Here is a 26,578-nt window from a genome sequence, read left to right as displayed (position 1 = left end):
ATGCTGAAAATCGGGCGAGGAATGTTCGGTTTCTGATTTATTCAAAAAAACTGATGATAGATCTCTAAATATTGCGCTATCACTGCATAAGCTTTCTGAATAAAGTAAGTTCCATTCCGGGTACGTTCTGGTTATAAAAACCTGCACCCTATGTATCACACAGTTAAGGAACTCTCTAATGAGCAAAGTACTCGTCCTGAAATCAAGCATTCTGGCTAACTTCTCTCAGTCAAACCAACTGGCTGATTATCTTGTTGCACAATATCAGGCTGCGAACAGCGGTTCTACCGTGACAGTACGTGACCTGGCTGCGGACCCGATCCCGGTACTCGACGGTGAACTGGTTGGCGCGCTGCGTCCTTCCGATGCTCCGTTGTCACCACGTCAGGAAGAAGCACTGGCGCTGTCCAACACCCTGATCGACGAACTGCAGGCGCACGACGTGATCGTTATCGCTGCACCTATGTACAACTTCAACATTCCTACACAGCTGAAAACCTATTTCGACCTGGTAGCGCGTGCGGGCGTGACGTTCAAATACACCGAGAAAGGCCCTGAAGGCCTGGTGAAAGGCAAACGCGTTATCGTTCTGACCAGCCGTGGTGGCATCCATAAAGATACCCCGAGCGACCTGGTTGCCCCTTACCTGTCTCTGTTCCTGGGCTTCCTGGGCATGACCGACGTAGAATTCGTTTACGCGGAAGGCATCGCATACGGTCCTGAAGTGGCGACCAAAGCGCAGACTGATGCGAAAGCCGCCATCGACGCCGCTATTAAAGAACTGGCTGCTGCTTAATTTTCACAATCAGGGCGCGGGCTACTCTCTTTAAAATCTGTGTCTGAAAACCCGCTCTGATGTTGTTGTGAAAACCCTCTTGCGCGCTTAATAGCGCGCTTTTTTATTTCCCTGCTCCATGAATAAATACGTCTGTTTTTACTTCTGCAACCACTTCCCGTTAATGCCGCGCACCCATTCGCCCTTTCCGGCTCTGGCGACCAGTTTTTGCCCGGCCAGTTTGGCGACATCGTCGGTGGTGACCTGATTATCCTGCGCGACTTGCTGATACTGCTGTTTGCGGGCGTCGTTGATGCGCGTCGCGAAGGCGATACTTTCCTGATCTTCTCTGACCGGCGCCAGATAGCCGGAAAGCGTTTCCCCCACCAGACCTTGCTGTTTCGCTTCGCTGAGCGTTAACGCGAACGCCTGACTGCACAGCAGTAATCCGCTGGTCAGCAGCATAAGGCTGAATCTTTTGATAAATGCCCTGGGCATATCGGCTCCTAAAACAGATCGTTCTGGTTTTTAAGCAGATTTTCGACGTCTTTATCCACTTTGATGTGGATCTCATGCTCAATCTTGACGTTCATATTGATGGTGATCGGCTCTTTTGGCGCAGCCAGTTCGATGCGGGGAACGCAGCCGCTGAGCATCATAACGCCCAGCACCACGCACGGGCCGACAAGTCGCTGTTTCATTGTACCTTCCTCACTGATTGATCCTTTTTCTGCCCGCCGTCTGCGGGGCTTTTCGACAGCGCATTCGCGGGTAAGGAAACCTGCTGTTGCAGCCATTCCTGAAGATTGTCGCCAAAGCGCAAACTGCGCCACAGCTGATAGATATTTTCCTGATGGGTGTAATTGAGCACGACTTCCCGTTTCTCTTTTTCACCGCCGTGCGTCGTGTCGGTATAATTCACGCCGTCGATTTTTGCGGCCATCGTCATTTCACCGAGATTATCGAGGCTGACCTGCGCCTCTGACCGGCTGATTTCCATATATCGCAGCAGGCCAATCACCATACCATTGGCGAAGTTGCCGCTGGCCATCGCATCGGCAAATTGCTGATCGAGACGCAGGGTCAGGCCGCCGTCATTTTTTATCCAGCCGTTATGAATAATCCATTTTGGATTGTCCACATACAGCGGTAACTCTCCGTAAATCATTCCTGACATCGCCAGCTGTTTGGGTTTCAGGGCGGTGAATAACTCACTGAGACTGATTTTTTCCAGTTTGAGCACGGCCGCGTCGTGTTGCGGCATACGCAGCGCCGACAAACTCAGGTGCCCGCGCAGCGCGTCCACACCGAGATTGGAAAGCGTCAGCGGTTTGTCTTCACTCCACGGATAATGGCCCTGCAAATCCGCCGTAATATTATTCATCGTGATCAGGTTGTTGATTTCGCCGATGCGCAGCATCACCGGCTGTCTGACGCCCAGCTGCCAGACCGCATCCTGCAGGCGATACGGCAGGCTGAAATCCAGCCCGCTCAGGTCGCCGTCTTTTAGCCACATGCCGCCGTTTTTCACCACCCAGTGACCGCCCGCAATGAAACCCTGACCGCGCGCGGCGGAAAATGCCGACTGCGCGTAGAAAGATCCTTCACGTAATTTGATGTCGAGATCCGGAGTCAGCAGCGTCTGAAACGCCGTGAGCTGTTGTTTCGGCCACCAGCCTTCTCCGCGCAGACGCTCACCGTCCCAGCGCCCGGACAGGCGGATCGGGCCGATCGGTTTGGCGTCAAGCGATCCGCGCAGGGTAAAGTGCGAGGGAGTATCGCCGCTGAGTTGCAGCGTCAGGGTTGCAGGCGGCAGATAACCGCCGTTGGTAAAGGCGATTTTCTTCGCCACCAGCCTGATGTCGCCTTTAAACACCGTAGGCTGATCCGGATACTGTTTCCTGAAACGTTCAGGCACCGGACGTTGCCAGACAAACGGCTGTTCCAGCGTCAGGCGTGGTGCATCCACATCCACAATGCCGTAATGCAGCCGGGCAAAACCGGTCGACAGGCTGTTTATGCGGATCACGTTGTCATGCCACTGGCCTTTTCCAGACATATCCCAGCGGCCGCTGAGCGGCGGCAGATGCCCGTTGCCCCAGTAATTGAAATCCCACTGCCCGGCATCCGGCCAGAACGCCTGCGATTTTCCGTTCAGATGCAAATCAAACTTGCCCCAGTAGCTGTGCTGCGCTTTGAGGATCGCCTGTAAGGGTCCGCTGACGCCTTGCGCAGAGACTTTCACACCGGCCAGCGGCCAGCGGGCATCGGTAATGGTCAGTTCAGGCACAGGTTTACCCCAGGCCCGTAACAGGGAACCGCTGCGCAATAACAGCGTCGGGTTGAGCACCGAGCCGCTGAGCACGCCAGGCAGTGACGCGCTCAGCGAGGTCGCCTGCAAATTCGCCTGACCGGTCAGCCGGAAATCAAGATTGCTGTCGAGCAGCCCGATACGGCCCGGCCCCATCGTCAGCACCACGTTGGCTTTGCCATTGTGACCCTGAGTCAGCACGTTCAGGCGCGCGGTGATGTTGGTTTGATCAAAGGTCTGCGTCCAGTCGCTGAGCGTCAGGTTGATGCCGCCCGCCAGCGGTTGCAGGGCGTACGGCCAGCGCCATTGTCCCTGAGTGATGTTCAGCTCTTTGTCATTGAGCTTCCAGGGTAATCTCGCCAGTGGCGACTCGCTGCCTTTTTCGGTCAGCGTCAGTACGCCTTCGGTGGCCTGCCAGCTCAGCTGAATATCCAGCGGGTTGGGCACCTGCGCGGTGCGCATTTCAGCATGCAGTTCACCGGATTCAGGCAGCCTGTCGAAGGTGGCGGGAAGCAGCAGTTTTCCGCTCAGGGTGATGGGCTGATCGCTGCCCGGCGGTGTCAGGCTGAAGGTGTGGATCGCCAGTGTACGGTTGCCGTCGATGATTGCATCCAGCGTCAGCGATTCGCCGTTAAAGGAAAGGTGCTGCACGCCGCCGGTATTATCGAGCTGTAATTTCCCGGCATAGCGCTGCCACGGGGTGACAGAGAAATGTGCAATATTGACCCGCCCTGCGGGAATCAAACTCTGGATGTCGGCCAGCGATAAGGTGGACTGGCCGTCACTGGCGGGCAGTTTCGTCAGGCAGGCGGTGTCAACGGTGAGGGTGTCCAGATCCAGCGCCCAGCGCCCGGTCTTTTTGCTCAGGCGCGCATCTTTTGCGCTGGCAAGTACGCAATCACCGGCGGCATAGCGCAGCCCCGGCAGTTGCAGGCTGCCGCCCGACCAGTGCGGGGAACCGTTCAGCGACAGCTGTGTTCCCGCGGGCAACCAGTGGCTGGCGAGAGGCGGCAGCCAGCGCGGCACGGTTTTCCATAACACCCAAATAAGCAGGACAAGAATCACCACTATACTCAGGATCACCTGTACGCTTTTCTTAAGTCCGTTCCGCATGACTTGCCTTGTTCTTCGCTAAATGTGTAACTGCCCGCAAGATAACATAATTAGCGTAACAACTGATGGTTGAAAAACCAGTACCCTGAGCCTGAATAGCACAGGATAAATTGTCTGCCATCCCGCGCTCTGTTACTTTGGTCGTATTGCGCGAATTGTTTCCAAAACGTTTTATTCCTTAGAAAACATAAGGAAACAACATCGCCACAGATTCAAACTCACTGCGGAGAAACACCATGAAAGTGGCTGTCTACAGTACTAAAAATTATGACCGGAAATATCTGGAACTGGTGAATCAGCATTATGGCTATGAACTTGAGTTCTTCGATTTTCTGCTGACCCCGCAAACGGCGAAAACCGCTATCGGCGCAGATGCCGTGTGCATTTTCGTCAATGATGACGGATCGCGTGATGTGTTACAGGAGCTGGCGACCCTCGGGGTGAAAACGCTGGCGCTTCGCTGTGCGGGCTTTAACAATGTCGATCTGGACGCCGCCCGGGAGCTGGGCATTGACGTCGTGCGCGTTCCGGCCTACTCCCCGGAAGCCGTCGCCGAGCACGCGGTGGGCATGATGCTGTGTCTCAACCGTCACATTCACCGCGCCTATCAGCGCACCCGTGAAGCCAACTTCTCACTGGAAGGGCTGATCGGTTTTAACATGTATCAGCGTACCGCCGGGATCATCGGCACCGGTAAAATCGGCGTGGCGACCATGCGCATCCTGAAAGGGTTCGGTATGCGCATTCTGGCCTACGATCCGTTCCCAAGCCCGCTGGCACTGGAACTTGGCGCAGAATATGTCGATCTGGACACCCTGTACGCCGAGTCTGACGTAATTTCCCTGCACTGCCCGCTGACGCCGGAAAACCACCATCTGCTGAATGCGCAATCTTTCGCCAAAATGAAAGATGGCGTGATGATCGTCAATACCAGCCGAGGCGCACTGCTTGATGCCACCGCCGCCATTGATGCGCTGAAAAAGCAGAAAATCGGCGCACTGGGGATGGACGTGTACGAAAACGAACGCGATCTGTTCTTCGAGGACAACTCCAACGAAGTCATTCTGGACGACGTCTTCCGCCGCCTCTCTTCCTGCCACAACGTGCTGTTCACCGGACATCAGGCATTCCTGACCAGTGACGCGCTGACCAGCATTTCAGAAACCACGCTGATGAATATTGATCAGCTGGGGAAAGGCGTGGCCTGTCCAAATCTGCTGACGGCGTAACTGCTGCGCGAAACGGTTTGTGTTAAATCAGGCTCACTGCGGTGAGCCTTTTTTTTGGGTCATCCGGCAGAACCAGCCCTTAAAAACTCAGCACCCGGCTGACTTCAGGCCCGTAGCCGGTGATCGTCAGGACATCACCGTCCAGCGTGACACTGGCAAACGGCAAACGGTTTTCGCCATCCACCATGCCTTTCAGGGTAATGAAGTCGGTGTTTTCGATCCGGTCGTAACCCCCGCGATGATCGTGCCCGGCAAAGAAGGCGCGCACCTGATAGCGGCACAACAGTTCCACCAGCGTTTCACAATTCCACAGATTATGGCTGTTCACCGGCGTCAGCGGGTAATGCCCGAACACCAGCACCGTTTCGCCCTGCGCTTTCGCCTGTTTCAGGTGTTCTTCGATCCACGCCAGCTGTTTGCGCCCTACCGCACCGTTCCACGGCTGCGCCTGCGATTGCTGGCATTCGGTCAGTTCATCAAGCATGAATTCTGCCAGCTGATGATCGTCGCCGTTGGCGTGATTGCAGTACAGACTGACGTCGTTGCCATCGGTCACCAGAAAGCGGTAACCAGGCAACGTGAACGCGTAGTAGCTTTTCGGCAAGCCGAGCGCCGGTGTCTGCGCGCCCAGGTGTTGTGAAATCACCTGCGCATCATGGTTGCCGATCAGCGCCGCATGAGGATGGCGCAGCGCGGCGTAGGTGTTCAGCACAGGTTCGAAACTGCACCAGTCGCGATCGACCAGATCGCCCAGCGTGACCACGAAATCCAGCTTCAGATCATTAAGCTCGGTGATCGCGGTGGCCAGTTTATTCAGGCTGTTGCGGTAATAACGATCCTTTTCTGTCACGGCGTCGGCATATTGCGGGTCGGCAATCAGCCCGAAACGCAGGCGCTGACCGGAGACGCTGGCATCATGCATCTTCGGTGTCTGATAGAGCGCGCTGACCTTACCCAGCGCCTGTTCCTGCTCCGGGGACAACGACGGAGAAGTGAGAATATCGGTCATAAGAAACTCCTGTCGGGCGAATTAACGGATGCCCGCCCGCATAAAGGATTGAACAAACTGACGTTGAAACACCAGGAACAACACCAGCAGCGGCAGCACGGTCATCAGCGTCGCGGCGCTGATCAGCGCCCACTGCACGCCCTGTTCCGGCGCGGAGAAAAGCTGCAAGCCCACGGTGATTGGCCGGACCTTCACCGAATCAGTGATGACCAGCGGCCAGAGGAAGTCGTTCCAGTGAAAGCTTATCGACACCAGCGCAAACGCCACATAAATCGGCTTCGCCAGCGGAATGTAGATTTTGCGCAGAATGTAAAACCGGCTGGCGCCTTCCACAATCGCCGCCTCTTCCAGCACCAGCGGAATGCTTTTGAAGGTCTGACGCAGCATGAAAATGGCAAACGCCGAGGCGAAATACGGTAAGGCAATCCCCAGCAGGCTGTCGCGCAATCCCAGCGCGCTGATGGTTTTATAGTTATTCAGGATCAGAACGTCGGGGCTTATCATCAGCTGCAATAAAATCAGCGCAAAAATAAGTCCGCCGCCTTTCATTTTGAACCGCACCAGCGCATAGGCCGCCAGCGTGGCCAGCACCATCTGGCAGACCACGATCATCAGTACCAGTAACGTGGTATTAAGAAAGTAGCGGGCAAAGGGCGCGGCATGCCAGGCGTTGATAAAATTCTGCAACGTCAGCGGCGCAAACAGCGAGAAACTGCCCTGCTCGGACGCGGGATGAAGCGCGACCCAGATAGCCACCAGAATCGGCAAAAACCACAGTAAGGCCGCCAGCCAGGTGATCAGATTCAGGCCGTACTGGCCGAACGCGGTGTGACGCAATGCATCAGGTTTCACTGATAATGTGCCCTTTTGTCCATCAGGTTAAATTTGATCAGCGCAATGCTCGCCAGGATCACCAGCAGCACAACGGTCATCGCCGAGGCATACGGCAAATCCCAGTAACTGAAAGCGGTGCGGTAGATGTAAAACAGCAGCAAACTGGTGCTGTTGTTTGGCCCGCCGTTGGTCATGGCGATCACCTGATCGACAATACGGAACGCGTTCATCGAGGCGTTGATCAAAATAAACAGCGTGGTGGGCATCAGCAGCGGCCACTGCACGCGACGAAAATAATACCCCCGCGACGCCCCTTCGATTTCTGCCGCCTCGGCAAGACGCGGATCGATTTGCTGCAACGCAGCGAGATAAAAAATCATGAAGAATCCTGCTTCCCGCCATACCGAGACGGCCATCAGGCTGTACAGCGCGGTATCCGGCTGCCCGAGCCAGTTGACGGCGGGCAGAGAAAACAGCGCCAGCAGTTTGTTGAGCAACCCGAGCTGCGGCGTGTAGAAAAACAGCCACAAATTGGCGATCGCCACCATCGGCAGTAAAGAAGGAATGAAGAAGGCTGCGCGGGTGACGGCGTTGCCGCGCAGGCGGCGGTTAACCGCCAGCGCCATCAGCAGCGCCAGTACGACAGACAGTGGAATGGTGATCGCCGCGTACAACAGGTTGTTACGCAGCGACAACAGGAAAGTATCGTCGTCAAGCAAGGCGCGGTAGTTATCCAGCCCGACAAACTGCGCCGGATGCCCGTTACGCGCGGCGCTGAACACGCTTTCCCACAGCGTTGCCAGCATCGGGTAATGGGTAAACATCAGCAAAAAGCCCAGTGCCGGTAACAGCAGCAGGTAGCCATAAACCTGTAAAGACAACCCGCGTGTGCGGGGTGCCGGTGCGACAGCGTGCAGAGTGCTCATGCCGTTCCTTACTGGTACGGTTTCAACAGACGGTCAGCCTGTTTTTGCGCAGAGCTGAGCGCATCTGCCGGGGTTTTCGCCTGCGTCACGGCGGCTTCGATCGCATGGTTCATCAGTTCCTGGATCTGCACGCTGTTGTAGGTGGAAAGCTCAGGCTGGGAATATTTCAGCTGTTCACGGGCAACCAGCGCCTGTGGCACTTTTTTAACGTACTCCTGCATCACCGGTGTTTCCCACGCGGCAGGAGACGTCGCGACATAACCGGTCGCGATACTCCAGCGGGCAGCCTGTTCAGGCGCGGAGACCCAGCGGATAAACGCCATCGCCGCTTTCTGCTGTTCCGGCGTGGTATTTTTGAAGACGTACAGGTTACCGCCGCCGGTCGGGCTGCCGCGCCGGGTTTTCTCAGGCAGCATCGCCACGCCGAACGGGAATTTCGCGTTATCGCGCACGGTCGTCAGGTTACCGGTGGTGGTGACCATCATCGCGGTTTTACCGTCGATAAAGTCCTGCGGCGTGGTGCCCCAGGCAATCGCGCCTTTAGGCGATACCGCGTCTTTCTGTGCCAGATCGGTCAGCCACTGTAAGGCTTCGACGTTTGCCGGCGTGTCGAAGGTGACCGCCGTGCCTTTGCCGTTATCAAGATGGCTGCCGTTAGTGGCGGCGATCCCCTGGAAGTTCCAGTAGCCGTTTGGCGTGGAAGGGATCTCGATGCCCCACTGTTTGACGTCGTTACCGTCGCGGATCACCAGTTTCTTGCCGAAATCCACCACCTGCTGCCAGTTGGCCGGTGGCGTGTTGCCGTTCAGACCGGCTTTCTCAAACGCCTGCTTGTTCCAGTACAACACCACGGTCGAACGCTGGAACGGAATGCTCCACACTTTGTCCTGAATGTGGCGGATAAACGCCGGATAGAAGCCGTCGATCCACTTTTTGCCCTCAGCGTCATTGGCCAGATCGCTGACCGGCAGGATCGCGCCCGCGTCAATCAGGGAATAGGCTTCGATATCACCGATCACCGCGATTTGCGGCGCATTGCCACCGCGAAACGCGGTCAGCGCTTTGGTGACGGTGGTGGCGTAATCGCCGGTATACACCGGCTGAATGCTGATGTCCGGATGGGTTTTCTGGAAGTCTTCCACCAGGGTATCTACCGTATGGCTGATTTTGCCGCCAACGGCGATCGGGTAATACATTTGCAATTTAACCGGATCAGCCGCAAATGCGGAGGTGCCGGTGATCAACAACAATGCAGTGGCAAGGCGTGAGAAACGATGAGCAGGTGACATGATTTTCCCTTTGGCATTTAACCGTGTTGTGAAGTCAAAAAATGAATAAAAACAAAAGGTACAAATTACACAGCGACTTTATTTTCTGAGGGTAAACAGGCACGTTCAGCGAGGTAACAGCGCTTGCCGCCCGCAGTGAAGAAAAAATACTGTGCGCCGGTTGCCCATTGCAGCCCGACCGCCTGGCCTTCGGCGAAGCGGCGCATACCGGCGACTTTTACGGTCAGCGGCTCCGGGTATCCGGCCAGCGCGCACACCACCAGGGTGTCGGCACCCATGTATTCATGGCTGATGACCTGCGCGGTAAGACCGGCGTGCGCTGCGTCGGTCAGCTGAATATCTTCAGCCCGCAGCCCGAGACTGAGCGCCTCGTCCGGATGTTCCACCACCGGTACCGGCATGCTGGCGAGATAATGATGCGTACCGCGATGCACCAGCGGCAGGATATTCATCGGTGGCGCACCGATGAACTGCGCAGCGAAAATGCTGGTCGGGTTGTTATAGAGGTTGTCCGGCGTGTCGTGCTGTTCGATGCAGCCGTCATTAAGCAGAATGATTTTATCGGCCATGCTCATCGCTTCCGTCTGGTCATGGGTGACATAAACCATCGTCAGACCGAGCTTTTTCTGAATCGCGCGGATTTCGCGGCGCATGCTCTGGCGCAGTTTGGCGTCAAGATTGGACAGCGGTTCATCCATCAGGCAGAGCTTATTATTGGCGATGACCGCCCGCCCGAGCGCCACGCGCTGCTGCTGTCCGCCGGAAAGCTGCGACGGCAACCGGTCAAGCAGTTGATCCAACTCCATCAGTTTACCGACCTCAGCCAGACGGGCGGCGAAATGGCGCTTATCTTCCCCCCGTGCCCGCAGGCCAAACAGCAGATTTTCGCGCACGCTCATGTGCGGGAAAAGCGCATAGGACTGAAAGACCATCGACAGTTTGCGCTGCGACGGCGAGAGTGCGGTGACATCCTCCTGACGGAAATAAATCGTCCCGCTGTCAGCAGACTCCAGCCCGGCGATAGTGCGCAGCATGGTGGATTTACCGCAGCCAGACGGCCCCAGTAACGCAATGAAATCGCCCTCTTCCACATCAAAACTGATGTCGTTAAGTGCGACCTTGTTTCCCCATGATTTCTGGATGTGATGGAGTGATAAATAGCTCATGCCCGTAATGCATCTCTGTGACCGAGGATGGGCATAACCTAGCGGGGTAAAATGACGGTTTTATGATGTGCAGATGACAGGAGGAATACGGGCAGAACGGGCGCAGTGGCACTCACAGGCCAATCTGGCCTTTAACATCCTTATTTATTCACGCTACAATGGAGTTGAAAATTACGCATTATCCAGATGAATCTATTACATCGGAGAATGTGAATGGAATATTTCTCAGGAGAGAAGATGAAAAAGGCACTGTTTATTCTGGCGACAGCCATCACACTGAGCGCATGCAGCATGGGTCAGGACACCACCGTGAAACAACACGATTTACAGCATCACCGGTTTGAACTGCTGAGCGTTGACGGGCAGACCGTTCCGGCGGCGCAGGGGCGTATTCCGGAGATCGAGTTTGGGGAGAAAATGCACGTTTCCGGCAAAATGTGTAATAACTTCTTCGGCCAGGGCGAGTTGCAAAACAACGTGCTGACCGTGAAAGGGCTGGCCTCCACCCGTATGCTGTGCAGCGACGAGAATCTGAACAAATGGGATCAGGTGATAGGTGATGTGCTCAGTCATGGCGCAGCAGTGACCTTGCAGGATCACAAAATGATCCTGACACAGGGCAAACATACGCTGATTTATCGCCTCAAAGACCGCATGTAATCCCGTTTGGGATCAGGTCTGAGCAACAACTAACATCATGCCCCGGAAGCTCACCAAGGTCAGTGACTGGGGTAAAAAGCTTAGCCTGCGGTACATTAGCCTGCAGTACAACGGCCCTGCATCAACGCGCTTTCAGAGCACTGACGGCCATTCGCCATTGAACACATCCCGACGCGGCTGCCGTCAAGCTGAGGAGCCAGTCGCAATTGTCCGCCTGCCATAGAACAGGCAGCAAACGCAGGGCTGTCCATATTCACGGTGCGCTGGCCAACATTCACGCTGTTGCCTTTTTGTGGAACGTCAGCCGACTCTTCGTGGCTGCTGCATGCGGATAACACCAGCACGCCGGTGGCCAGTAACACGCGAAACGCAGTGATCATCTGTCCTGCTCCTGAATAGTGCGATATAGCGGGGAATTATAGAACGGTCATCATATCCGACGTTTTTCGTCTGCGTCGAGCCTTCCGGCGAAAGAACATCAACTTTTTCCTAAAAATCGGGGTTTTGTTCATAAACAGAAACACTTTCGCTTCCCGCACGGCCCATTCATTCACCTGACTAATAAAAAACCTTGCACACAATCAGGATAAATTGATTATTCCGCCCTCTGCTAAGCTTTTATCATTCTTGCCGGTAAAACCGCATGTTGACCGGCCTGTTTTGTGAGCAAGCAAAGGGTATTCCATGATCACCACTGACGGTAATAACGCAGTCGCTTCCGTGGCTTATCGCACTAACGAAGTCATTGCCATCTATCCGATCACGCCGAGTTCTACCATGGCCGAAATTGCCGGTGCCTGGTCAGGCGAAGGAAAGAAAAATTTGTGGGGCGATGTCCCGACGGTAATGGAAATGCAGTCCGAGGCCGGCGCGATTTCCACCGTCCACGGCGCGTTGCAGACCGGCGCATTATCGACCTCTTTCACCTCGTCGCAGGGTCTGTTGCTGATGATCCCGGTCCTGTACAAACTGGCCGGTCAGCTGACGCCGTTTGTATTGCACGTCGCCGCCCGTACCGTGGCGACGCACGCGCTGTCGATATTTGGCGATCACTCCGACGTTATGGCGGTACGCCAGACCGGCTGCGCCCTGCTCTCTGCCGCCAGTGTGCAGGAAGCCCAGGATTTCGCGCTGATTTCGCAGGTCGCCAGCCTCAACAGCCGCGTGCCGTTTATCCATTTCTTCGACGGTTTCCGCACCTCGCATGAAATCAATAAAATTGCCCCGCTGAGTGACGATACCCTTCAGCAGATGCTGCCGCAGGCGCAGATTGATGCCCACCGCGCCCGCGCACTTTCACCTGATCATCCGGTGATCCGTGGCACCTCCGCTAACCCGGACACTTATTTCCAGTCGCGCGAAGCCACCAATCCTTACTACAACGCCACCTGCCAGCATGTTATTGACGCAATGAATGCATTTGCCGCCCTCACCGGCCGCGAATATAAGCCGTTCGACTATGTCGGCGATCCGCAGGCCGAACGGGTGATCGTCCTGATGGGCTCCGGCATTGGCACCGCAGAAGAAGTGATCGAAACCCTGAATGCGCGTGGCGAGAAAGTCGGCGTGCTGAAAGTGCGTTTGTACCGCCCGTTCAGTGCCGGACATCTGTTGTCCGTGCTGCCGCAAACGGTGAAAAGCATTGCGGTGCTCGATCGCACCAAAGAGCCTGGCTCGCTGGCCGAGCCGTTGTACCTCGACGTGATGACCGCGCTGGCCGAAGCCTATTCGCGTGGCGAACGTGATTCGCTGCCAAAAGTGATAGGCGGTCGTTACGGATTATCCTCGAAGGAGTTCGGCCCGGACTGCGTGATGTCAGTATTTCGCGAACTGTCGCTGAGCCAGCCGCGCCCGCGCTTTACTGTCGGCATTTATGACGACGTCACCGGGTTGTCCCTGCCGGTAACAGAAGAAGAGTTGCCGGAGCGCGCCTCTCTGGAAGCGTTGTTCTACGGGCTGGGCAGCGACGGCTCGGTGTCGGCGACCAAAAACAACATCAAAATCATCGGTAACAGCACGCCGATGTACGCGCAGGGTTATTTCGTTTACGACTCCAAAAAGGCCGGTGGCCTGACGGTGTCGCACTTGCGCGTCAGCCAATCTCCGATCAAGTCTGCCTATCTGGTGACGCAGGCGCATTTCGTGGCGTGTCATCAGTGGCAGTTTATCGATCTTTACCAGATGGCAGAGCGCCTGCGTCATGGCGGTATTTTCCTGTTGAATACGCCGTTCAGCGCCGATGAAGTCTGGGCGCGGCTGCCGCTGGAAGTGCAGGCAACCCTGCATCAGCGTGAAGCCCGTTTCTACGTGATCAACGCCGCCAAAATTGCCCGCGAATGTAAACTCGGCGCACGCATTAATACCGTCATGCAGATGGCGTTCTTCCACCTGACGCAGATCCTGCCGGGTGACGAAGCGCTGAAAGAATTACAGGGGGCAATCGCCCGCAGCTACAGCAGCAAAGGCGAAGACGTGGTGACCCGCAACTGGATGGCGCTCGGGGCAACGCTGGAAGAACTGGTTGCCGTGCCGTTACAGCCCATTCCTGAAAACCCGCGCAAACGCCCGCCGATCGTCTCCGATGCCGCACCGGACTTTGTGAAAACGGTGACCGCCGCGATGCTGGCAGGTCTTGGCGATGCGCTACCGGTTTCGGCGTTCCCGCCGGACGGCACCTGGCCGACCGGCACCACGCAGTGGGAAAAACGCAACATTGCCGAAGAAGTGCCGATCTGGAAACCGGATTTGTGTACCCAGTGCAACCACTGCGTCGCCGCCTGCCCGCATTCGGCGATCCGCGCCAAAGTGGTTCAGCCTGAATATCTGGACGCTGCGCCGTCTGCCCTGCAATCGCTGGATGTGAAATCCCGCGATATGCGCGGCCAGAAATACGTGTTGCAGGTCGCACCGGAAGACTGCACCGGCTGTAATCTGTGCGTCGAAGTCTGCCCGGCGAAAGACCGTCAGGATCCGTCGATCAAAGCCATTAACATGGCGGATCGCATTGAGCACCTCGAGGAAGAACGCGAAAACTACGACTTCTTCCTCAAACTGCCGGAGATTGATCAAAGCACGCTGGAACGCATCGACATCCGCACGTCGCAGCTGATCACGCCGCTGTTTGAGTATTCCGGTGCCTGCTCCGGCTGTGGCGAAACGCCGTACATCAAACTGATTACCCAGCTGTATGGCGACCGCTTGCTAATCGCCAACGCCACCGGTTGTTCCTCGATTTACGGCGGTAACCTGCCGTCCACGCCTTACACCACCAACGCCGAAGGCCGTGGCCCGGCCTGGGCGAACTCGCTGTTTGAAGATAACGCCGAGTTCGGTCTGGGCTTCCGGCTGACGGTTGATCAACACCGCCGCCGCGTGCTGCGCTTAGTTGCCTCGCTGGAAGAACATATTCCGGCGGAGGTCTTAGGCGGCCTGCGCGATGACACTTCCACGCCGGAAGTGAAACGCGAACATGTCATGGCGCTGCGTAAAATTCTGGCAGACATCGACACGCCGGACGCACGGCAGCTGGCAACGGACGCCGATTATCTGGTGGATAAATCCATCTGGCTGATTGGCGGCGACGGCTGGGCGTATGACATCGGTTTCGGCGGGCTGGATCACGTGTTAAGCCTGACGGAAAACGTCAACGTGCTGGTGCTCGATACCCAATGTTATTCCAACACCGGCGGACAGCAGTCGAAAGCCACCCCGCTCGGCGCGGTGACGAAATTCGCCGAACAGGGCAAACGCAAATCGCGCAAAGATCTGGGTGTCAGCATGATGATGTACGGCCATGTTTATGTCGCGCAGATTTCCCTCGGTGCGCAGCTCAACCAGACCGTCAAAGCCATTCAGGAAGCCGAAGCCTATCCGGGGCCGTCGCTGATTATCGCGTACAGCCCGTGCGAGGAACACGGCTATGATCTGGCACTCAGCCACGATCAGATGAAACAGCTGACCACCACCGGTTTCTGGCCGCTGTACCGCTTCGACCCGCGTCGTGTGGAAGAAGGGAAACCGGCGCTGGCGCTCGACTCAAGGCCACCATCCAGCGGGCTGACTGACACGCTCAATAACGAGCAGCGTTTCAGAAGGCTGAATGCACAGCAGCCGGAAGTCGCGGAAATGTTGTATGCCGCAGCGGAGAAAGAGTTGCAGCAGAAATATGATTTTCTGGCGATGCTGGCAGGGAAGAAAACGGAGTCTTAAGTCTCGCGGTAATAACCGGAGCCGCTGGTGGAATATAGCCCGCCAGCGGCAGCGCACGACCTGAAACTCAGACTAACGCATATTTCACCCGATATTCCCCCGACCCCACTTCCGCCGTATACCCTTGCACGCAGGGCACAAAATCAATGCCATCGGTTTCATGCAATGTTTTGCCGTCCGTCAGGAGGAGCGTCGCGCAGGTGTTGGCCGGAATGCTGACCCGAAGATCCACTGTCTGACCATTCACTTCCCAGCGCACGCCTATCGCGCCGTAAATCGACTGATAACGGGCATCGAGCCAGTCAAGGCCGCCGCCGGGCCGCGGCTGAATGATCACATGTTTGAATCCGGGCTGATCTTCGTCAGCTTCAATGCCAGCCGCTACGCGGTATAACCATTCACCCACCGCGCCGTAGGCATAATGATTGAATGAATTCATGTCCGCGCTCCACATTGAGCCGTCGGGTTTGATGCCATCCCAGTGCTCCCAGATTGTCGTCGCACCGGCTTTGACCTGATACAGCCATGACGGAAAATCGTCTTTCAGCAATAACTGCCAGGCCTCCTTCAGCCGGCCATTCTGGCTGAGGGCATGACAGAAATAAGGTGTGCCGACGAAGCCGGTCACCAGATGGCCGTCGTGTTCGTTTAACAGTTCGACCAGCGTCTCTGTTGTTCTCTGGCGGAAGGCCTCCGGAACCAGATTAAAATAGAGCGCCAGAATATGTGCCGTCTGGGTTCTGGCCGCCAGCCTGCCGGCGGGAGTGAAGAACTCCTGCTGGAAACGGTGGACGATTTTTTCATGCAGATCGGCGTATTTCCGGTGATCCTCGGTACGGTTTAATACGCTGGCGGCCTTAGAAAACAGCAGCGTGGAATAAGCAAAGTAGGCCGTGCAGGTCAGATCGTTGGGCGTTGCCCCGAAATAGCTGCCCTCTTTTGCGTCCAGCGCCACCCAGTCGCCAAACTGGAGTTTATAGCGCCAGAGGTGATGCTCTGAATGCGCCTCCATGAAATCAATCCAGCCTTTCATGCTGTCGTACTGATCTTCAAGCACCCGCGTATCGCCGTACATCAGATACATCGTCCAGGGGTTGATCACCGCCGCATCGGCCCAGGCAGAAGCCGAATGGGTGCCGCCATCGGCCAGCAACCGATCTTTGCCGCAATGGTTGGTCAGAATGTCCGGGACAACATGCGGCACGCCGCCTTCAGGCGTCTGGTCATAACGCAGGTCGGTCAGCCATTTGGCGAAGAAATTTCGCGTCTGCATCAGATAACTGGCGGTGCGGCAGAAAATCTGTGCATCCCCCGTCCAGCCGAGCCGCTCATCGCGCTGCGGGCAGTCCGTTGGCACATCGATAAAGTTGCCTTTCAGTCCCCACAGAATATTGTGATGCAACTGATTGAGTTCCGCACTGGAACAGGAGAATTCGCCGGTTTGTTCCATCGCAGAGTGCAGGACAATGGCGGTGAAATTATTCAGATCCACGTCACCCGGATACTCCTCGACTTTTACGTAACGGAACCCCTGCCAGGTAAAGTGCGGATGCCAGCACTCTTCCCCTTCCCCCCTGAGCACATATTCGGTGCGCTGCTTCGCGGAGCGCAGATTATCGAGATAGACATTTCCCGCGGCGTCCAGCACTTCGAAATGGCGCAATATCACTTTCTGCCCCGCGCGACCTTTAACGCAAAATTCCACCCAGCCGCTGAGGTTTTGACCGAAGTCGATCACGCGGTCGCCCTGCGGCGTGGTAATCATCGCGACCGGTTTCAGCCTTTGTGTCTGCTTAACCGTGCCGCTTGCCTGCGCTTTAAGCACCGTTTTATCGCCTGCCATCACCCTGACCGGCCGCCAGACACGCGGGGTGAATTTCTGCGAGCTCCAGCCGGTTTGTTCCTGCCGGGCGTCGTAAATTTCGCCGTCATAAATTTCCGCAAACAGAATGGGAGAATCGTCCCCTTCCCAGCTTTCGTCAGTGTTAATGATGTCTTGTGAGCCGTCGGTATAGGTAATGACAACCTGACAAATAAGCGCGGTATTTTCGCCATAATAATTACGGTCGCGGGTGAACCCCATATCGCCCTTATACCAGCCGGCACCTAACATCGCGCCGATAACATTTAGCCCGCCGCAAAGGATATCCGTGAGATCATACGTCTGATAAAGCAGATGATGAGCGTAACTGGTCCATCCCGGCGTCAGCTCATCCGTGCCGACTTTATTCCCGTTCACATACAACTGATAAATACCCCACGCACTGACATGCGCGAACGCGGAAGAAATGGATTTATGACCGTCGGCTTCGAAGATTTTTCTTACCAGCGTGGCTTTTGAATTATCTTTGTCTTCTGGTTTCTCCGCCGAAATAAACTCTGCGCGCCAACCGCTATCAAGCAGACCGGTAATAAACCCGGCGGGTTCGCTCCAGGCGCTGGTTTCAGCATAATTATCCTGTACACGTACGCGGACAAAATAGCGGGCAGAAGGTATTAATGCGACATTCGCTAAAACAATATTGTTCGACTGTTCACTGTGCTGGACGCCGCTGTCGAAAACGATCTGGTTAAAACATATATCCTGACTGATTTGCAGCTGATACGAGGTTTGTCTGACATTGCGATGACGGCTTTCGATTTTCCATCCCATCACGGGTAACCGTTCCACGCCCGATAAAGCCGGTTCGTGATCTAACGTCAGTTTGCTCACTGATAACATCATTTCGCATTCCTTATATAAGGGGATCCTTTCACGGTGAAAGAATTAAATTTTTGCTGCGGGCGTATCAATATGAAATACCGGTGAATCCTCAAAGAAAGGTTCAGCCTCACTTTTAAATTCATTACGGGGTTTACCGTGGAAACACAGCCAACCAATCAATAATCCGAGTGCCACGACCGTGGATAAAATCGAGTACAGCGCAATCGGCCCGGCATCGAGTAATAACGGGGTGACAAAGGCCAGCAAACCGCAGGATAAACGGGAGATGGCCACAATAATGCCCTGCGCCGTTGAGCGGAGCATGGTCGGGAATGATTCCTGCGACCAGACTTTCATAATGCCTTCAAACGCCAGCCCGCTGCCCAGTGCGGTAAAGAATAAACAGCTGAACCAGGAGATGGGAGAGAAATTAAATATTACCGGCAGGAAAAATCCCCCGGCAAAACAGAAGGCGCCGAGAATAAAGGTCGGCATCCGTTTTTTCGTATCGACAAACCGCATAAACATAATTCCCGCCACCACGCCTACCGGCATGGTCATCAGGTTCCACAGAGAATTTTTCTCCACGCTGATGCCTACCACATTCACCGCAATATAAGTCCCAAACTGCCCGCCTGTATTCGCAGCAAGATTGGTGAAGCTGTAAAAAATACACAGCGCGACGAAGGGCCAGAGATATTTTCCCCGGATCAGATCCTTAAATGCTGTTTTTTGGGCACGAACGCTGGATATGCCTTTTTCACGATCTTGTTTAGCACTCAGCCATAATCCCGATTCCGGTATTGTGCAGCGTAATAACAGTAATATTGCCGCGACCACGCAAACATGAAGGTACATAATTTGCGCCCCAGCCTGGCCCCAGCCGCCCACCATGGCGGAAATCGCCATCGTCATCACGATGCCCAGGAACCATAGAAGATTTGAAAGCCCGATAATTTTGCCCCGGTTTTTATCGGTAGCCGCTTCGGCAATGGTGGCTAATGAAACCGGCAGATCGGCCCCCGTTCCCAGCCCGACAAAAAGAGTGCCGATAAGCAGCATCTGGAAATTAATGCCAAACGCCAGTAACAGGGTGCCGGTAATAATCATCGCCATGGTGGTGATAAAGACTTTACGTCTGCCATAACAATCTCCCAGCCTGCCGCCAAGAAGTGCGCCGAGCGCAATACATAACGTTAATACACCGGAAAGGATCCCGATTTCCACTGACGTTGTTCCAATGGCTTTCTGATAAATAACCAGCGCCGTTCCGTTTGATACAATTGCCGAAGAATCAATATAAGAGGCCATGCCAGAGACTCCCCCCACATACCAGGGATTTGTCCGTTTGATGATTGACATAATAATTACCTTTATGAGTTATCGTTAATTTTATCTCTCACTGTTTTTGTTTTGCAGAGGAATGACTTATTTTTACCCGTGACGTTCAAATAACACTATTACTCACCCGAGCACGTTCCTGAGAAGGTGTGCGTTGAAACTGTTTTTTATACGCTTCGGTTAAGCGCGGGGCGTTATTAAATCCGCACAGCGTGGCAATTTTTCCAATCGGATAATCTGATGTGCGTAATAACTCCTGCGTTTTTAACAGGCGATACCGGCTCTGAAACTGTTCAGGCGTATAACCGGTTATTTCTTTAATAAAGCGGCACATGGTTCTTTTCGCGACGCCGCTTTCTTCGCATAAATAGTCCCAGTTAATGCTGCTGGCGTAATTCTCGCGTAAGTAATTGAGCAGGTGTCGCTTGCCGCTATCAGTGTTGTGGATGCGGTCCCCTTTTCTGCTGGCGCACTGAAAGAGCGTCACGATGATCGACAGCAAGCCGGACTCCGCGCAGGCAAAGTAATGGCTGTCAAACTCTGCGTCGCACTGTGAATTAATCATGTCGGCCACGCTGCCTATTTTATTCAGTTCCTCATCGGTAAGGCTTACGCGATGCTTTTTCATCGTACAGGGAGGCTCGGCGATTGGATGAATTAGCGCGTCAATGTTTTGAATGAATTTAAATTCCCTTTCTTTATGCAACAATACATTTATCACGGACAATTTATTGGTTGACTGATAGCAGTGAATATCATTAGCCGCCACCAGAAAGAAGTCGCCTTTATAGATAAACTCCACCTGATCGTTAATAATATGAAACCCGCTGCCGTGACGAACAATAACCAACTCATCAAATTCATGCCGGTGGACATCTTCCATCATTTGGTGATTCATATCGAATAAACTGAAAGCGTGCTGTTCTGAAAGAAAGAAATCCCTGACCTGTAATGTCCTCATAAAATCACCGAGTTAATTCCTTATAAGGGATTTAATTATTCATCCTGGTCCCTGAATGATTATTCCGCTCCGATGGCATGATTAAAGCGTAATAGTGATGACAAGTCTATAAGGCGGGTTGGCACTGGGGCGTAAGTAATAGTGATATTTGTGTCATAAATGACAATAGAGGGGGAATGGGGATATTTCATATCTGGCTTCAGGTCAAGGGCAAGACCGTGGGTTGCCACCCACACTGGCCTTAGCGGCTGCGAATGCGTTTTAACGTCAAGACCTTGGGCTCGCCGCCCAAACGGGCCCAAAGGGTTTTAAACGAAACCCTTTGGAATCCTGCGTTTTTTTAACTGCGCGCTGTCGCTCGCGGGCTATGTTTCAGAAACTCCTCCTATTGCCGCAAAATCCCGCCGCTACGCGGTGCCCTCCGCTCGGGTTACAACCCGCGCAAAAACACGCGCGGTTTTCCACCACTCCCTCCGGCGTGATTTTTGAGCGCGGCCAATGGCTATGTAATTCAAATGATTATTGAGACTTAATTTTCTGATTTATTTCTGATTTATAAAGTCGAAAACGGTGAGGTTGTGCTTTAAGAAGCCTCTGGCCGCGCTCAAAACGACGTCGAATGAACGGTGAGAAACCGCGAGGGGGTTTTTCCGAGCGGGTTCGAACCTGAAATGAGAGGACCGCGCAGCGGCGGCGTTTGCGGCAATAGCGGTAGCCGCTGGAATATAGCTGGCGAGCGGCAGCGCGCAGTGAAAGAGCCTGGGATTCTTAAGGGGGGCGGCGATAAGCCCCCCTTAAGGCCCGTTTGGGCGGCGAGCCCAAGGTTTTGACTTTGACCTTAAAGTCACCACTACCCCCCTTTATCCCCTCGACTCAACCTATGTTTATGCCCTTTCATCAGCCCCAGCGATGCCGAATACGCCGCGCCTTCGTCTCCTGCCATGATCGCTTCATAAATTCTTTTATGCTCGTTGAGGCACATGCCGCCTTCTTTGGAGGAGTATTCAAAGAACCATTTGAAAATGGTGGTCAGCACATTGCCGAACGGGACATAGAAACAGTTGCCGGAGGAGATGAAAATCATCCGGTGGAACTGGGTGTCGATCTCCACCCAGGCCTGCGCGTCGAAGTTCTCCGAGACGTGGCACATCTGGCGATAAATGCACGACAGTTCAATGCGCTGCTCTTTGCTGGCATTCACGGCCGCCAGCGCGGTGGCGTGCGGTTCGATGGCTTTGCGAAACTCCAGAAACTGGTGATAAATCTCTTCCGTCGCTTCCATGCCCTGCATCCATTCCAGCAGTTGCGGGTCGAGCATGTTCCATTGCGGACGCTCTTTTACCCTGGTGCCGATTTTTGGACGTGATTCCAGCAGCCCTTTAGACGTGAGCAATTTCAGCGCTTCACGCAGGGCCGTGCGGCTGACACCGAACTGTTCGCCGAGCTCGATTTCACTCGGCAAAATGGCACCCGAGGCCAGTTCGCCGGAGAGAATTTTACGGGCGATATCGCGGGCAATGTGGGTGTTCAGCCCACGCGTCATGCCTGCGGCGGTTTCAAACTGCATCGTCATACTCTTCCCTTTTTCAGTGCAGATTGCCGACAGCATAGTTCAGGCGGAGGCACGCTGCATGCGCCCTCCGCTCTGAAACTGAAGAACTGTGCGCTACGGCGCCATCTGCCCGCCGTTAATGTCTAAGATCTGGCCGGTGATGTAGCCGCTGCAGGCGTGAGATGCGAAAAACAGGAAGCTGGGTGCCAGCTCCTCGCTGGTTCCAAAGCGCCCCATGGCGATCGAACCGGCGATTTTCTCCCGCACTTCGGCGCTTTTATCCGCGTGGAAAACGGTGTCGATGGTGCCCGGCGAAATCACGTTGAAACGGATGTTATCTTTGGTGAACTCTTTCACCCAGTTACGGTGAACGTTGTGCAGCCAGGCTTTGGACGCCGCGTACAAACTGGCACCGGGGCCGCCGCCTTCGCGCCCGGCGATGGAACCGGTGCTGATCACCGAGGTGGTTTTACCGCTTTCTTTCGCCGAATGACGCAGATGCGGAATGGCGTATTTCGTGACCATCAGCGCCGAGCGGGCATTGAGATCCATGACATGGTCGTAAAAATCGTCGTCAATGCTTTCCAGCCCCTGACGTCCGCCCAGACCGCCCGCGTTATTGATGAGCACGTCAAGGCCACCAAAATGTTCAACGAAGCGCGATACCAGCGCCTCGCACTCGGCGGACCGGGTGACGTCTGCGCCAAAATAGACCACTTCGCCGCCGTGACGTTCAATTTCCGACGCCAGCTGGTTGAGGCTGGCATCGTGGCGATGGCCGTTAATACCGACCTTAGCCCCCGCCGCCGCAAAGGCTTTGGCCGCCGCCAGACCGATACCTTTGGTTGAACCGGTAATCAAAACTCGCTGACCTTTTAAATCGTTAAACATGATGACTCCTTCATTATTCAGGGATGTTCAGAGGTGTGTCAGGTTGCCACGCCACGCTGAACGCGTTGGCAGACGTCGGCGCGGCGCGGTTGTTGATGCGAACGCTCAGCGTCCGCTGTGAGGTAAAGCCGATAGTCAGTGCCGTGTGCTCATCGTCATGGCTGACCACGCTGACGCGCTCAACCTTTCCGCGCGCGTCCACCGAGGTTTCGCTGGCCTCGTCGAAATAGCCGTGCGTTTCAAATACGCTGGCGAAAATCGCCCGGCTGCCGTGGGTTCGCAACAACAGTGCCGATTCATTACGCAGGTTAAAATGAGGATCCTGCGCTCCCGTGCGGGCGACAATCAGCTCGCCACCGTCCGGGAAGGCGCTGATCATCGTGCGGTAGGCATCGCCGTCGAGCCAGCTGAATAAAGCCGACTCTCCCGCCGCTACCTGGCCGCGGGCGCAATCCCACAGATGCTGATAACCGTGGTTTTCACCCAGCGGTTTCAGGTGCTCTGCCACCGCCAGCGTCACGTCGCTGCGCACAAACTGGCCGAGATGATGCAGGCAGTAATCATAGCGATGCGCCTGCGCACTGATCAGACGGAAAACGTCGACGATAAGCGGCGCACTGCACTCCGGCAGTTGCAGCATCAGCACGGTGCGCTGCTGATCCACGCCGGGGTAATAGTCATGCAGCCGCGCGCTCATGCCCTGTCCTGCCGGGTTATCCGTCACGAAGAAATGCTGCTCGCCCCAGCGGGTTTCGGCCTCCAGGCTGTGCCCGCCGTTCTGGCTCTGCTCATCCACCACCACGGTGTTGTGCGCGACGGTTTGTTTGCAGTAGCTGTTGTTCTCAGGAATGTAGCGACCGCCGAATTTTGGCTCGACGTTTACCCAGCGGCCAAAGCCGTAGTCACGTAAATATTCGCGCCCGCGGCTGTACAGGCTGAGATGCAGGCCGTCGAAATGGCCGTGGTTGAGCGCCGAATGCAGACGCGGAATGCTGCCATGCTGGCCGTACCACATCAGCGCCATCTCCTGACCGGGAGTGCGCAAAATCCCCAGACCGCCCTGCGTACCTTGCGGCCCGTCGCGCAGGGCAACACTTCCCCAGCTCACCGGTGCGGCTGGCGTATTTTTCAACGCCGCCGATAAATCGAGCGCCGCCGGGCTGACCCAGACGGTGTTTTGCTGCCGGGCGACGGCCAGCCACTGCGGGTTGTGCGCATAACGGTGATAACAGACGCTGGCGGCGATCACCGCGCCCTCGTCGCCAATACCCATGGTTTTGGAGGCGTCATTGAGCGCAGGCCAGATGCCATCGGGAAACGCGGTCTGCATCAGCGCTTCGCAGGTTTTACGGATGATCTGATCGCGGAAGGCGTAAATCTGTAATTCCGGCTGACGGCGTTCGATCACTTCCGCCAGCATCAGCAGCGGGCGCAGCGCAAAGCGGTGATAATACGGCCCTTCGATGTAATAGCCGTCCGGTGAAAAAAGCTGGCCGAGCTGGGCGAAAAATCCGCCGCTGTCGCTGTCGCCTTTCAGCCCGTAAAGGGCTTTTTCGACCAATGAAGGAGAGTCAAGGGCATAGCCGCTGAAAGCGGCAGCGGCCACCGACCAGATGCCGTGGTTGTGCACGATATCGAAATCTTTGCTGTGCCGGTTGAGCGCATCGTCGGCCATCACGCGGAACAGGCCCGCTTCGATGTGTTCACGCTGACCGGCGTCAAGCGTGGGGATCAGGCAGTGGTAGCCTTCGACGGTGTACAACCAGAACATGTTTTCGTTCAGTGTCTGGTGGAACAACCGCCCCGGCGCATTGCTGTCTTTGCTGGTGGCGCTGCCGAGAGAGGGATAGATATCGGCATAGCCGGTGAGCAGCGCCAGCGCGAAATCACGGTAACGCGGCTCGCCGGTGATCAGAAACAGGCGACCGGCGAGATGGATATAGAGATAATTTTGCTTGTGCTGCGCGTGCTCCGGGCCGCCCGCCTCGCCCTGGCCGGGGATCTGCGGTGCGTTCAGCATGTAATGCTCCAGCGCGGAAATCTGCCCGCGCAGTGCCTCGCCCGCCAGAGAATCCGCGTTAATTTCCGCACGCAATTTTTCCGCCTCATCAGCGGAGATCAGCAAAGGCAGCCAGGGTTTCATTTTCCGCTCTCCTGTGGCTGAGGCGCGACATACCCGGTGGCAAACGACGGCAGCGAAAGCAGCCAGGTTTCGCGTTCAGCCTCACGCACCGCGCCGCGGGTGACATCTTCGTGATATCCGCCCGCCATTTTTTTAGTGTTATCCGCTGGCGGTAAAGTGAAGGTCGCGCTGCGGATTTTTTGCTGATAACGCTGCTGGCCGGTGGCGTTATCTGCCCAGGAAAGTAACGGCAGCGGGCGCACACGGATCTGATCGATGGATTTGTACGGCCAGGGCACAGCGGGATCGCTAAAGCGCGCCATGAAATCCAGCGAGGTCAGCAGGCTGCCGCCCTGCGGGGTTTTGTAATGCCAGAGATCGATGCCGTTTTTCTGCGCCAGCACCGCCATCATGCTGATCGCCTGCAGGTTGAAATAGCTGTAATGGAAGGAGCGGGTACGCGCCAGTTCGGCGGGCTGCGTGCCGTCGGGGCGAAGTTGTACGTCGAGTTTGCTTTTCATCAGCGTCGCCATCTCGCCAATCACCGCTTTATCACCGAGATACCAGGCGATGCCGGAAACCTGCGTAACGTACCAGTTGCCGTGATTGTTCTCAGTCCGCCCCTCTTTTTTGGCGATTTTGCTGCCCTGAAGCCAGTGCAGATACTCCGTCATCCACGCGCGTAACTGCTGATCATCGTTGTCGCTCCACGCCGGATTACCGCGCAGCAGCACCAGCGAATCGACGATGCGGGTGGAGAAATAACGCCCGTCCAGCACGCCCGCATTGCGACCCGGCGAGATCCCCGGCACGCCCTGCGCGAAATTCAGGTTCGGGTTCATGCGGGTTTGCGGGGTGATAAACCAGGTGCGCAGCAGGCTGGCGGCTTTGTCAGCGTATTTTTGTTCGCCGGAGAAATACCAGGCCAGCGTCAGGTTCTGCACCCGGGCGGTAAAATCCGCCAGCCGCACACCGTCGCTCTGATCATTTTTGCTGGCCGGATTGACGTGACCGTCTTTGCGGATCCACGGCAATCCGTCGGATTTACTCTCGTCGGGCCACCAGTAGGCACTCAGGCTGAGATAGTCATGTTTCGAACCGCCGGGCGGCGTCATGCCTTTATCAGTGACGCTGAGGTTGGGTTTTTTCAGCGCCGAATCCGCTGCCGCCAGCAACTGCCGATAGGCGTCTGAGGTCTGCGGGGCAGCGGTGTTGTCATGCAGTTGCTGACGCACAACGTCCATCTGTGCGGTATTCAGAAAGGCCGGTTCTGCCGCCAGTGCGCCTGCGCTGCAAAATGTCATCGCCATCGCGGCGGCGAGCTTTTTTACCCCAAGGGTACGGCACTGAAATAACATCATGCGTTCTCCGGATTACAATGAATGTTCGCTTTAGTACTACAAATAAAGCAATGAATGCTGAGAAGCGCCAGTCAGAATTGGCTTAAAAAGCCACAATACGCCCAACAAGTGACCCGCTTCACAAA

The 26,578-nt window shown here is 55.5% G+C and carries 20 protein-coding genes; 4 read left to right on the top strand and 16 right to left on the bottom strand.

What is annotated here, in order from left to right; translation table 11 throughout:
- Positions 1-178: 178 nt before the first annotated feature.
- Positions 179-796, top strand: a complete 618-nt coding sequence (locus tag ED901_RS05615) for an FMN-dependent NADH-azoreductase (RefSeq protein WP_122095253.1) — start codon at positions 179-181, stop codon at positions 794-796.
- Positions 797-934: 138 nt separating this feature from the next.
- Here the strand turns inward: ED901_RS05615 and ED901_RS05610 are convergent, their stop codons facing one another.
- Genes ED901_RS05610 through ED901_RS05600 form a run of 3 tightly spaced genes read right to left on the bottom strand, consistent with a single transcriptional unit; the run spans position 935 to position 4,199 of the window.
- Positions 935-1,273 carry a YdbL family protein gene (locus ED901_RS05610; RefSeq protein ID WP_240993871.1) on the bottom strand — a complete coding sequence of 113 codons (339 nt, stop codon included), beginning with the start codon at positions 1,271-1,273 and terminating at the stop codon, positions 935-937.
- 8 nt (positions 1,274-1,281) lie between these two features.
- Positions 1,282-1,476, bottom strand: a complete 195-nt coding sequence (locus ED901_RS05605) for a YnbE family lipoprotein (RefSeq protein ID WP_122095252.1) — start codon at positions 1,474-1,476, stop codon at positions 1,282-1,284.
- The gene (locus tag ED901_RS05600; protein ID WP_122095251.1) at positions 1,473-4,199 is read right to left on the bottom strand and encodes a YdbH family protein; all 2,727 of its coding nucleotides are present in this window, start codon (positions 4,197-4,199) and stop codon (positions 1,473-1,475) included. Before ED901_RS05600 ends, ED901_RS05605 begins: the two co-directional genes overlap by 4 nt.
- A 236-nt stretch (positions 4,200-4,435) precedes the next feature.
- Here ED901_RS05600 and ED901_RS05595 point away from each other — a divergent pair, with 236 nt between their 5' ends.
- On the top strand, positions 4,436-5,428 hold the full coding sequence (locus ED901_RS05595; RefSeq protein WP_056770420.1) for a 2-hydroxyacid dehydrogenase: 993 nt from the start codon (positions 4,436-4,438) through the stop codon (positions 5,426-5,428).
- A 79-nt stretch (positions 5,429-5,507) separates the two neighbouring features.
- Here ED901_RS05595 and ED901_RS05590 read toward each other — a convergent pair whose 3' ends face one another.
- The 5 genes from ED901_RS05590 to ED901_RS05570 form a co-directional block, all read right to left on the bottom strand.
- Complete coding sequence (locus tag ED901_RS05590) at positions 5,508-6,437, bottom strand: metallophosphoesterase (RefSeq protein WP_056770417.1); 930 nt, start codon at positions 6,435-6,437, stop codon at positions 5,508-5,510.
- 21 nt (positions 6,438-6,458) lie between these two features.
- Positions 6,459-7,274 carry a carbohydrate ABC transporter permease gene (locus tag ED901_RS05585; protein ID WP_122095627.1) on the bottom strand — a complete coding sequence of 272 codons (816 nt, stop codon included), beginning with the start codon at positions 7,272-7,274 and terminating at the stop codon, positions 6,459-6,461.
- An 11-nt stretch (positions 7,275-7,285) separates the two neighbouring features.
- The gene (locus ED901_RS05580) at positions 7,286-8,197 is read right to left on the bottom strand and encodes a carbohydrate ABC transporter permease (protein ID WP_056770412.1); all 912 of its coding nucleotides are present in this window, start codon (positions 8,195-8,197) and stop codon (positions 7,286-7,288) included.
- An 8-nt stretch (positions 8,198-8,205) separates the two neighbouring features.
- A complete protein-coding gene (locus ED901_RS05575; RefSeq protein WP_122095250.1) occupies positions 8,206-9,486 on the bottom strand; it encodes an ABC transporter substrate-binding protein in 1,281 nt (426 codons plus the stop codon).
- 65 nt (positions 9,487-9,551) lie between these two features.
- Entirely contained in the window at positions 9,552-10,652 is a 1,101-nt protein-coding gene (locus ED901_RS05570) for an ABC transporter ATP-binding protein (protein WP_122095249.1), read from the bottom strand.
- Positions 10,653-10,889: 237 nt separating this feature from the next.
- Here ED901_RS05570 and hslJ point away from each other — a divergent pair, with 237 nt between their 5' ends.
- Positions 10,890-11,312, top strand: a complete 423-nt coding sequence (gene hslJ, locus ED901_RS05565) for a heat shock protein HslJ (RefSeq protein WP_056770403.1) — start codon at positions 10,890-10,892, stop codon at positions 11,310-11,312.
- A 95-nt stretch (positions 11,313-11,407) separates the two neighbouring features.
- Here the strand turns inward: hslJ and ED901_RS05560 are convergent, their stop codons facing one another.
- Positions 11,408-11,692 (bottom strand): DUF333 domain-containing protein, encoded by a 285-nt coding sequence (locus ED901_RS05560; protein ID WP_056770399.1) that lies wholly within the window; start codon positions 11,690-11,692, stop codon positions 11,408-11,410.
- A 304-nt stretch (positions 11,693-11,996) separates the two neighbouring features.
- Here ED901_RS05560 and nifJ point away from each other — a divergent pair, with 304 nt between their 5' ends.
- Entirely contained in the window at positions 11,997-15,521 is a 3,525-nt protein-coding gene (gene nifJ / locus ED901_RS05555; protein ID WP_122095248.1) for a pyruvate:ferredoxin (flavodoxin) oxidoreductase, read from the top strand.
- 67 nt (positions 15,522-15,588) lie between these two features.
- On the opposite strand, the gene ED901_RS05550 is transcribed toward nifJ, so the two are convergent.
- The 7 genes from ED901_RS05550 to ED901_RS05520 form a co-directional block, all read right to left on the bottom strand.
- Complete coding sequence (locus ED901_RS05550) at positions 15,589-18,246, bottom strand: glycoside hydrolase family 78 protein (protein WP_240993870.1); 2,658 nt, start codon at positions 18,244-18,246, stop codon at positions 15,589-15,591.
- Positions 18,247-18,288: 42 nt separating this feature from the next.
- Positions 18,289-19,587, bottom strand: coding sequence for an MFS transporter (locus ED901_RS05545; RefSeq protein ID WP_122095247.1), 1,299 nt, complete (start codon positions 19,585-19,587; stop codon positions 18,289-18,291).
- Positions 19,588-19,672: 85 nt separating this feature from the next.
- The gene (locus ED901_RS05540) at positions 19,673-20,452 is read right to left on the bottom strand and encodes a helix-turn-helix domain-containing protein (protein WP_240993869.1); all 780 of its coding nucleotides are present in this window, start codon (positions 20,450-20,452) and stop codon (positions 19,673-19,675) included.
- A gap of 925 nt (positions 20,453-21,377) precedes the next feature.
- Entirely contained in the window at positions 21,378-22,100 is a 723-nt protein-coding gene (locus ED901_RS05535) for a FadR/GntR family transcriptional regulator (RefSeq protein ID WP_122095243.1), read from the bottom strand.
- A gap of 93 nt (positions 22,101-22,193) precedes the next feature.
- Entirely contained in the window at positions 22,194-22,970 is a 777-nt protein-coding gene (locus ED901_RS05530) for an SDR family NAD(P)-dependent oxidoreductase (protein ID WP_122095241.1), read from the bottom strand.
- A 13-nt stretch (positions 22,971-22,983) separates the two neighbouring features.
- Entirely contained in the window at positions 22,984-25,113 is a 2,130-nt protein-coding gene (locus ED901_RS05525; protein ID WP_122095239.1) for a heparinase II/III family protein, read from the bottom strand.
- Positions 25,110-26,402, bottom strand: coding sequence for an alginate lyase family protein (locus tag ED901_RS05520; RefSeq protein WP_240993895.1), 1,293 nt, complete (start codon positions 26,400-26,402; stop codon positions 25,110-25,112). The genes ED901_RS05525 and ED901_RS05520 overlap by 4 nt, the downstream gene beginning before the upstream one ends.
- Positions 26,403-26,578: the final 176 nt, after the last annotated feature.

The sequence above is a fragment of the Rahnella sp. Larv3_ips genome (genome assembly GCF_003697865.1).
GTDB lineage: Bacteria > Pseudomonadota > Gammaproteobacteria > Enterobacterales > Enterobacteriaceae > Rahnella > Rahnella rivi.
The sequence above is the reverse complement of the archived record's forward strand: the minus strand, read 5'-3'. Positions and strand labels throughout refer to the sequence as shown.

Bases quoted from the DNA above. Each gene is read 5' to 3' on its own strand.
- ED901_RS05615 (WP_122095253.1), top strand. From the start codon at position 179: ATGAGCAAAGTACTCGTCCTGAAATCAAGCATTCTGGCTAACTTCTCT.
- ED901_RS05610 (WP_240993871.1), bottom strand. From the start codon at position 1,273: ATGCCCAGGGCATTTATCAAAAGATTCAGCCTTATGCTGCTGACCAGC.
- ED901_RS05605 (WP_122095252.1), bottom strand. From the start codon at position 1,476: ATGAAACAGCGACTTGTCGGCCCGTGCGTGGTGCTGGGCGTTATGATG.
- ED901_RS05600 (WP_122095251.1), bottom strand. From the start codon at position 4,199: ATGCGGAACGGACTTAAGAAAAGCGTACAGGTGATCCTGAGTATAGTG.
- ED901_RS05595 (WP_056770420.1), top strand. From the start codon at position 4,436: ATGAAAGTGGCTGTCTACAGTACTAAAAATTATGACCGGAAATATCTG.
- ED901_RS05590 (WP_056770417.1), bottom strand. From the start codon at position 6,437: ATGACCGATATTCTCACTTCTCCGTCGTTGTCCCCGGAGCAGGAACAG.
- ED901_RS05580 (WP_056770412.1), bottom strand. From the start codon at position 8,197: ATGAGCACTCTGCACGCTGTCGCACCGGCACCCCGCACACGCGGGTTG.
- ED901_RS05575 (WP_122095250.1), bottom strand. From the start codon at position 9,486: ATGTCACCTGCTCATCGTTTCTCACGCCTTGCCACTGCATTGTTGTTG.
- ED901_RS05570 (WP_122095249.1), bottom strand. From the start codon at position 10,652: ATGAGCTATTTATCACTCCATCACATCCAGAAATCATGGGGAAACAAG.
- hslJ (WP_056770403.1), top strand. From the start codon at position 10,890: ATGAAAAAGGCACTGTTTATTCTGGCGACAGCCATCACACTGAGCGCA.
- ED901_RS05560 (WP_056770399.1), bottom strand. From the start codon at position 11,692: ATGATCACTGCGTTTCGCGTGTTACTGGCCACCGGCGTGCTGGTGTTA.
- nifJ (WP_122095248.1), top strand. From the start codon at position 11,997: ATGATCACCACTGACGGTAATAACGCAGTCGCTTCCGTGGCTTATCGC.
- ED901_RS05550 (WP_240993870.1), bottom strand. From the start codon at position 18,246: ATGATGTTATCAGTGAGCAAACTGACGTTAGATCACGAACCGGCTTTA.
- ED901_RS05545 (WP_122095247.1), bottom strand. From the start codon at position 19,587: ATGTCAATCATCAAACGGACAAATCCCTGGTATGTGGGGGGAGTCTCT.
- ED901_RS05540 (WP_240993869.1), bottom strand. From the start codon at position 20,452: ATGATGGAAGATGTCCACCGGCATGAATTTGATGAGTTGGTTATTGTT.
- ED901_RS05535 (WP_122095243.1), bottom strand. From the start codon at position 22,100: ATGACGATGCAGTTTGAAACCGCCGCAGGCATGACGCGTGGGCTGAAC.
- ED901_RS05530 (WP_122095241.1), bottom strand. From the start codon at position 22,970: ATGTTTAACGATTTAAAAGGTCAGCGAGTTTTGATTACCGGTTCAACC.
- ED901_RS05525 (WP_122095239.1), bottom strand. From the start codon at position 25,113: ATGAAACCCTGGCTGCCTTTGCTGATCTCCGCTGATGAGGCGGAAAAA.
- ED901_RS05520 (WP_240993895.1), bottom strand. From the start codon at position 26,402: ATGGCGATGACATTTTGCAGCGCAGGCGCACTGGCGGCAGAACCGGCC.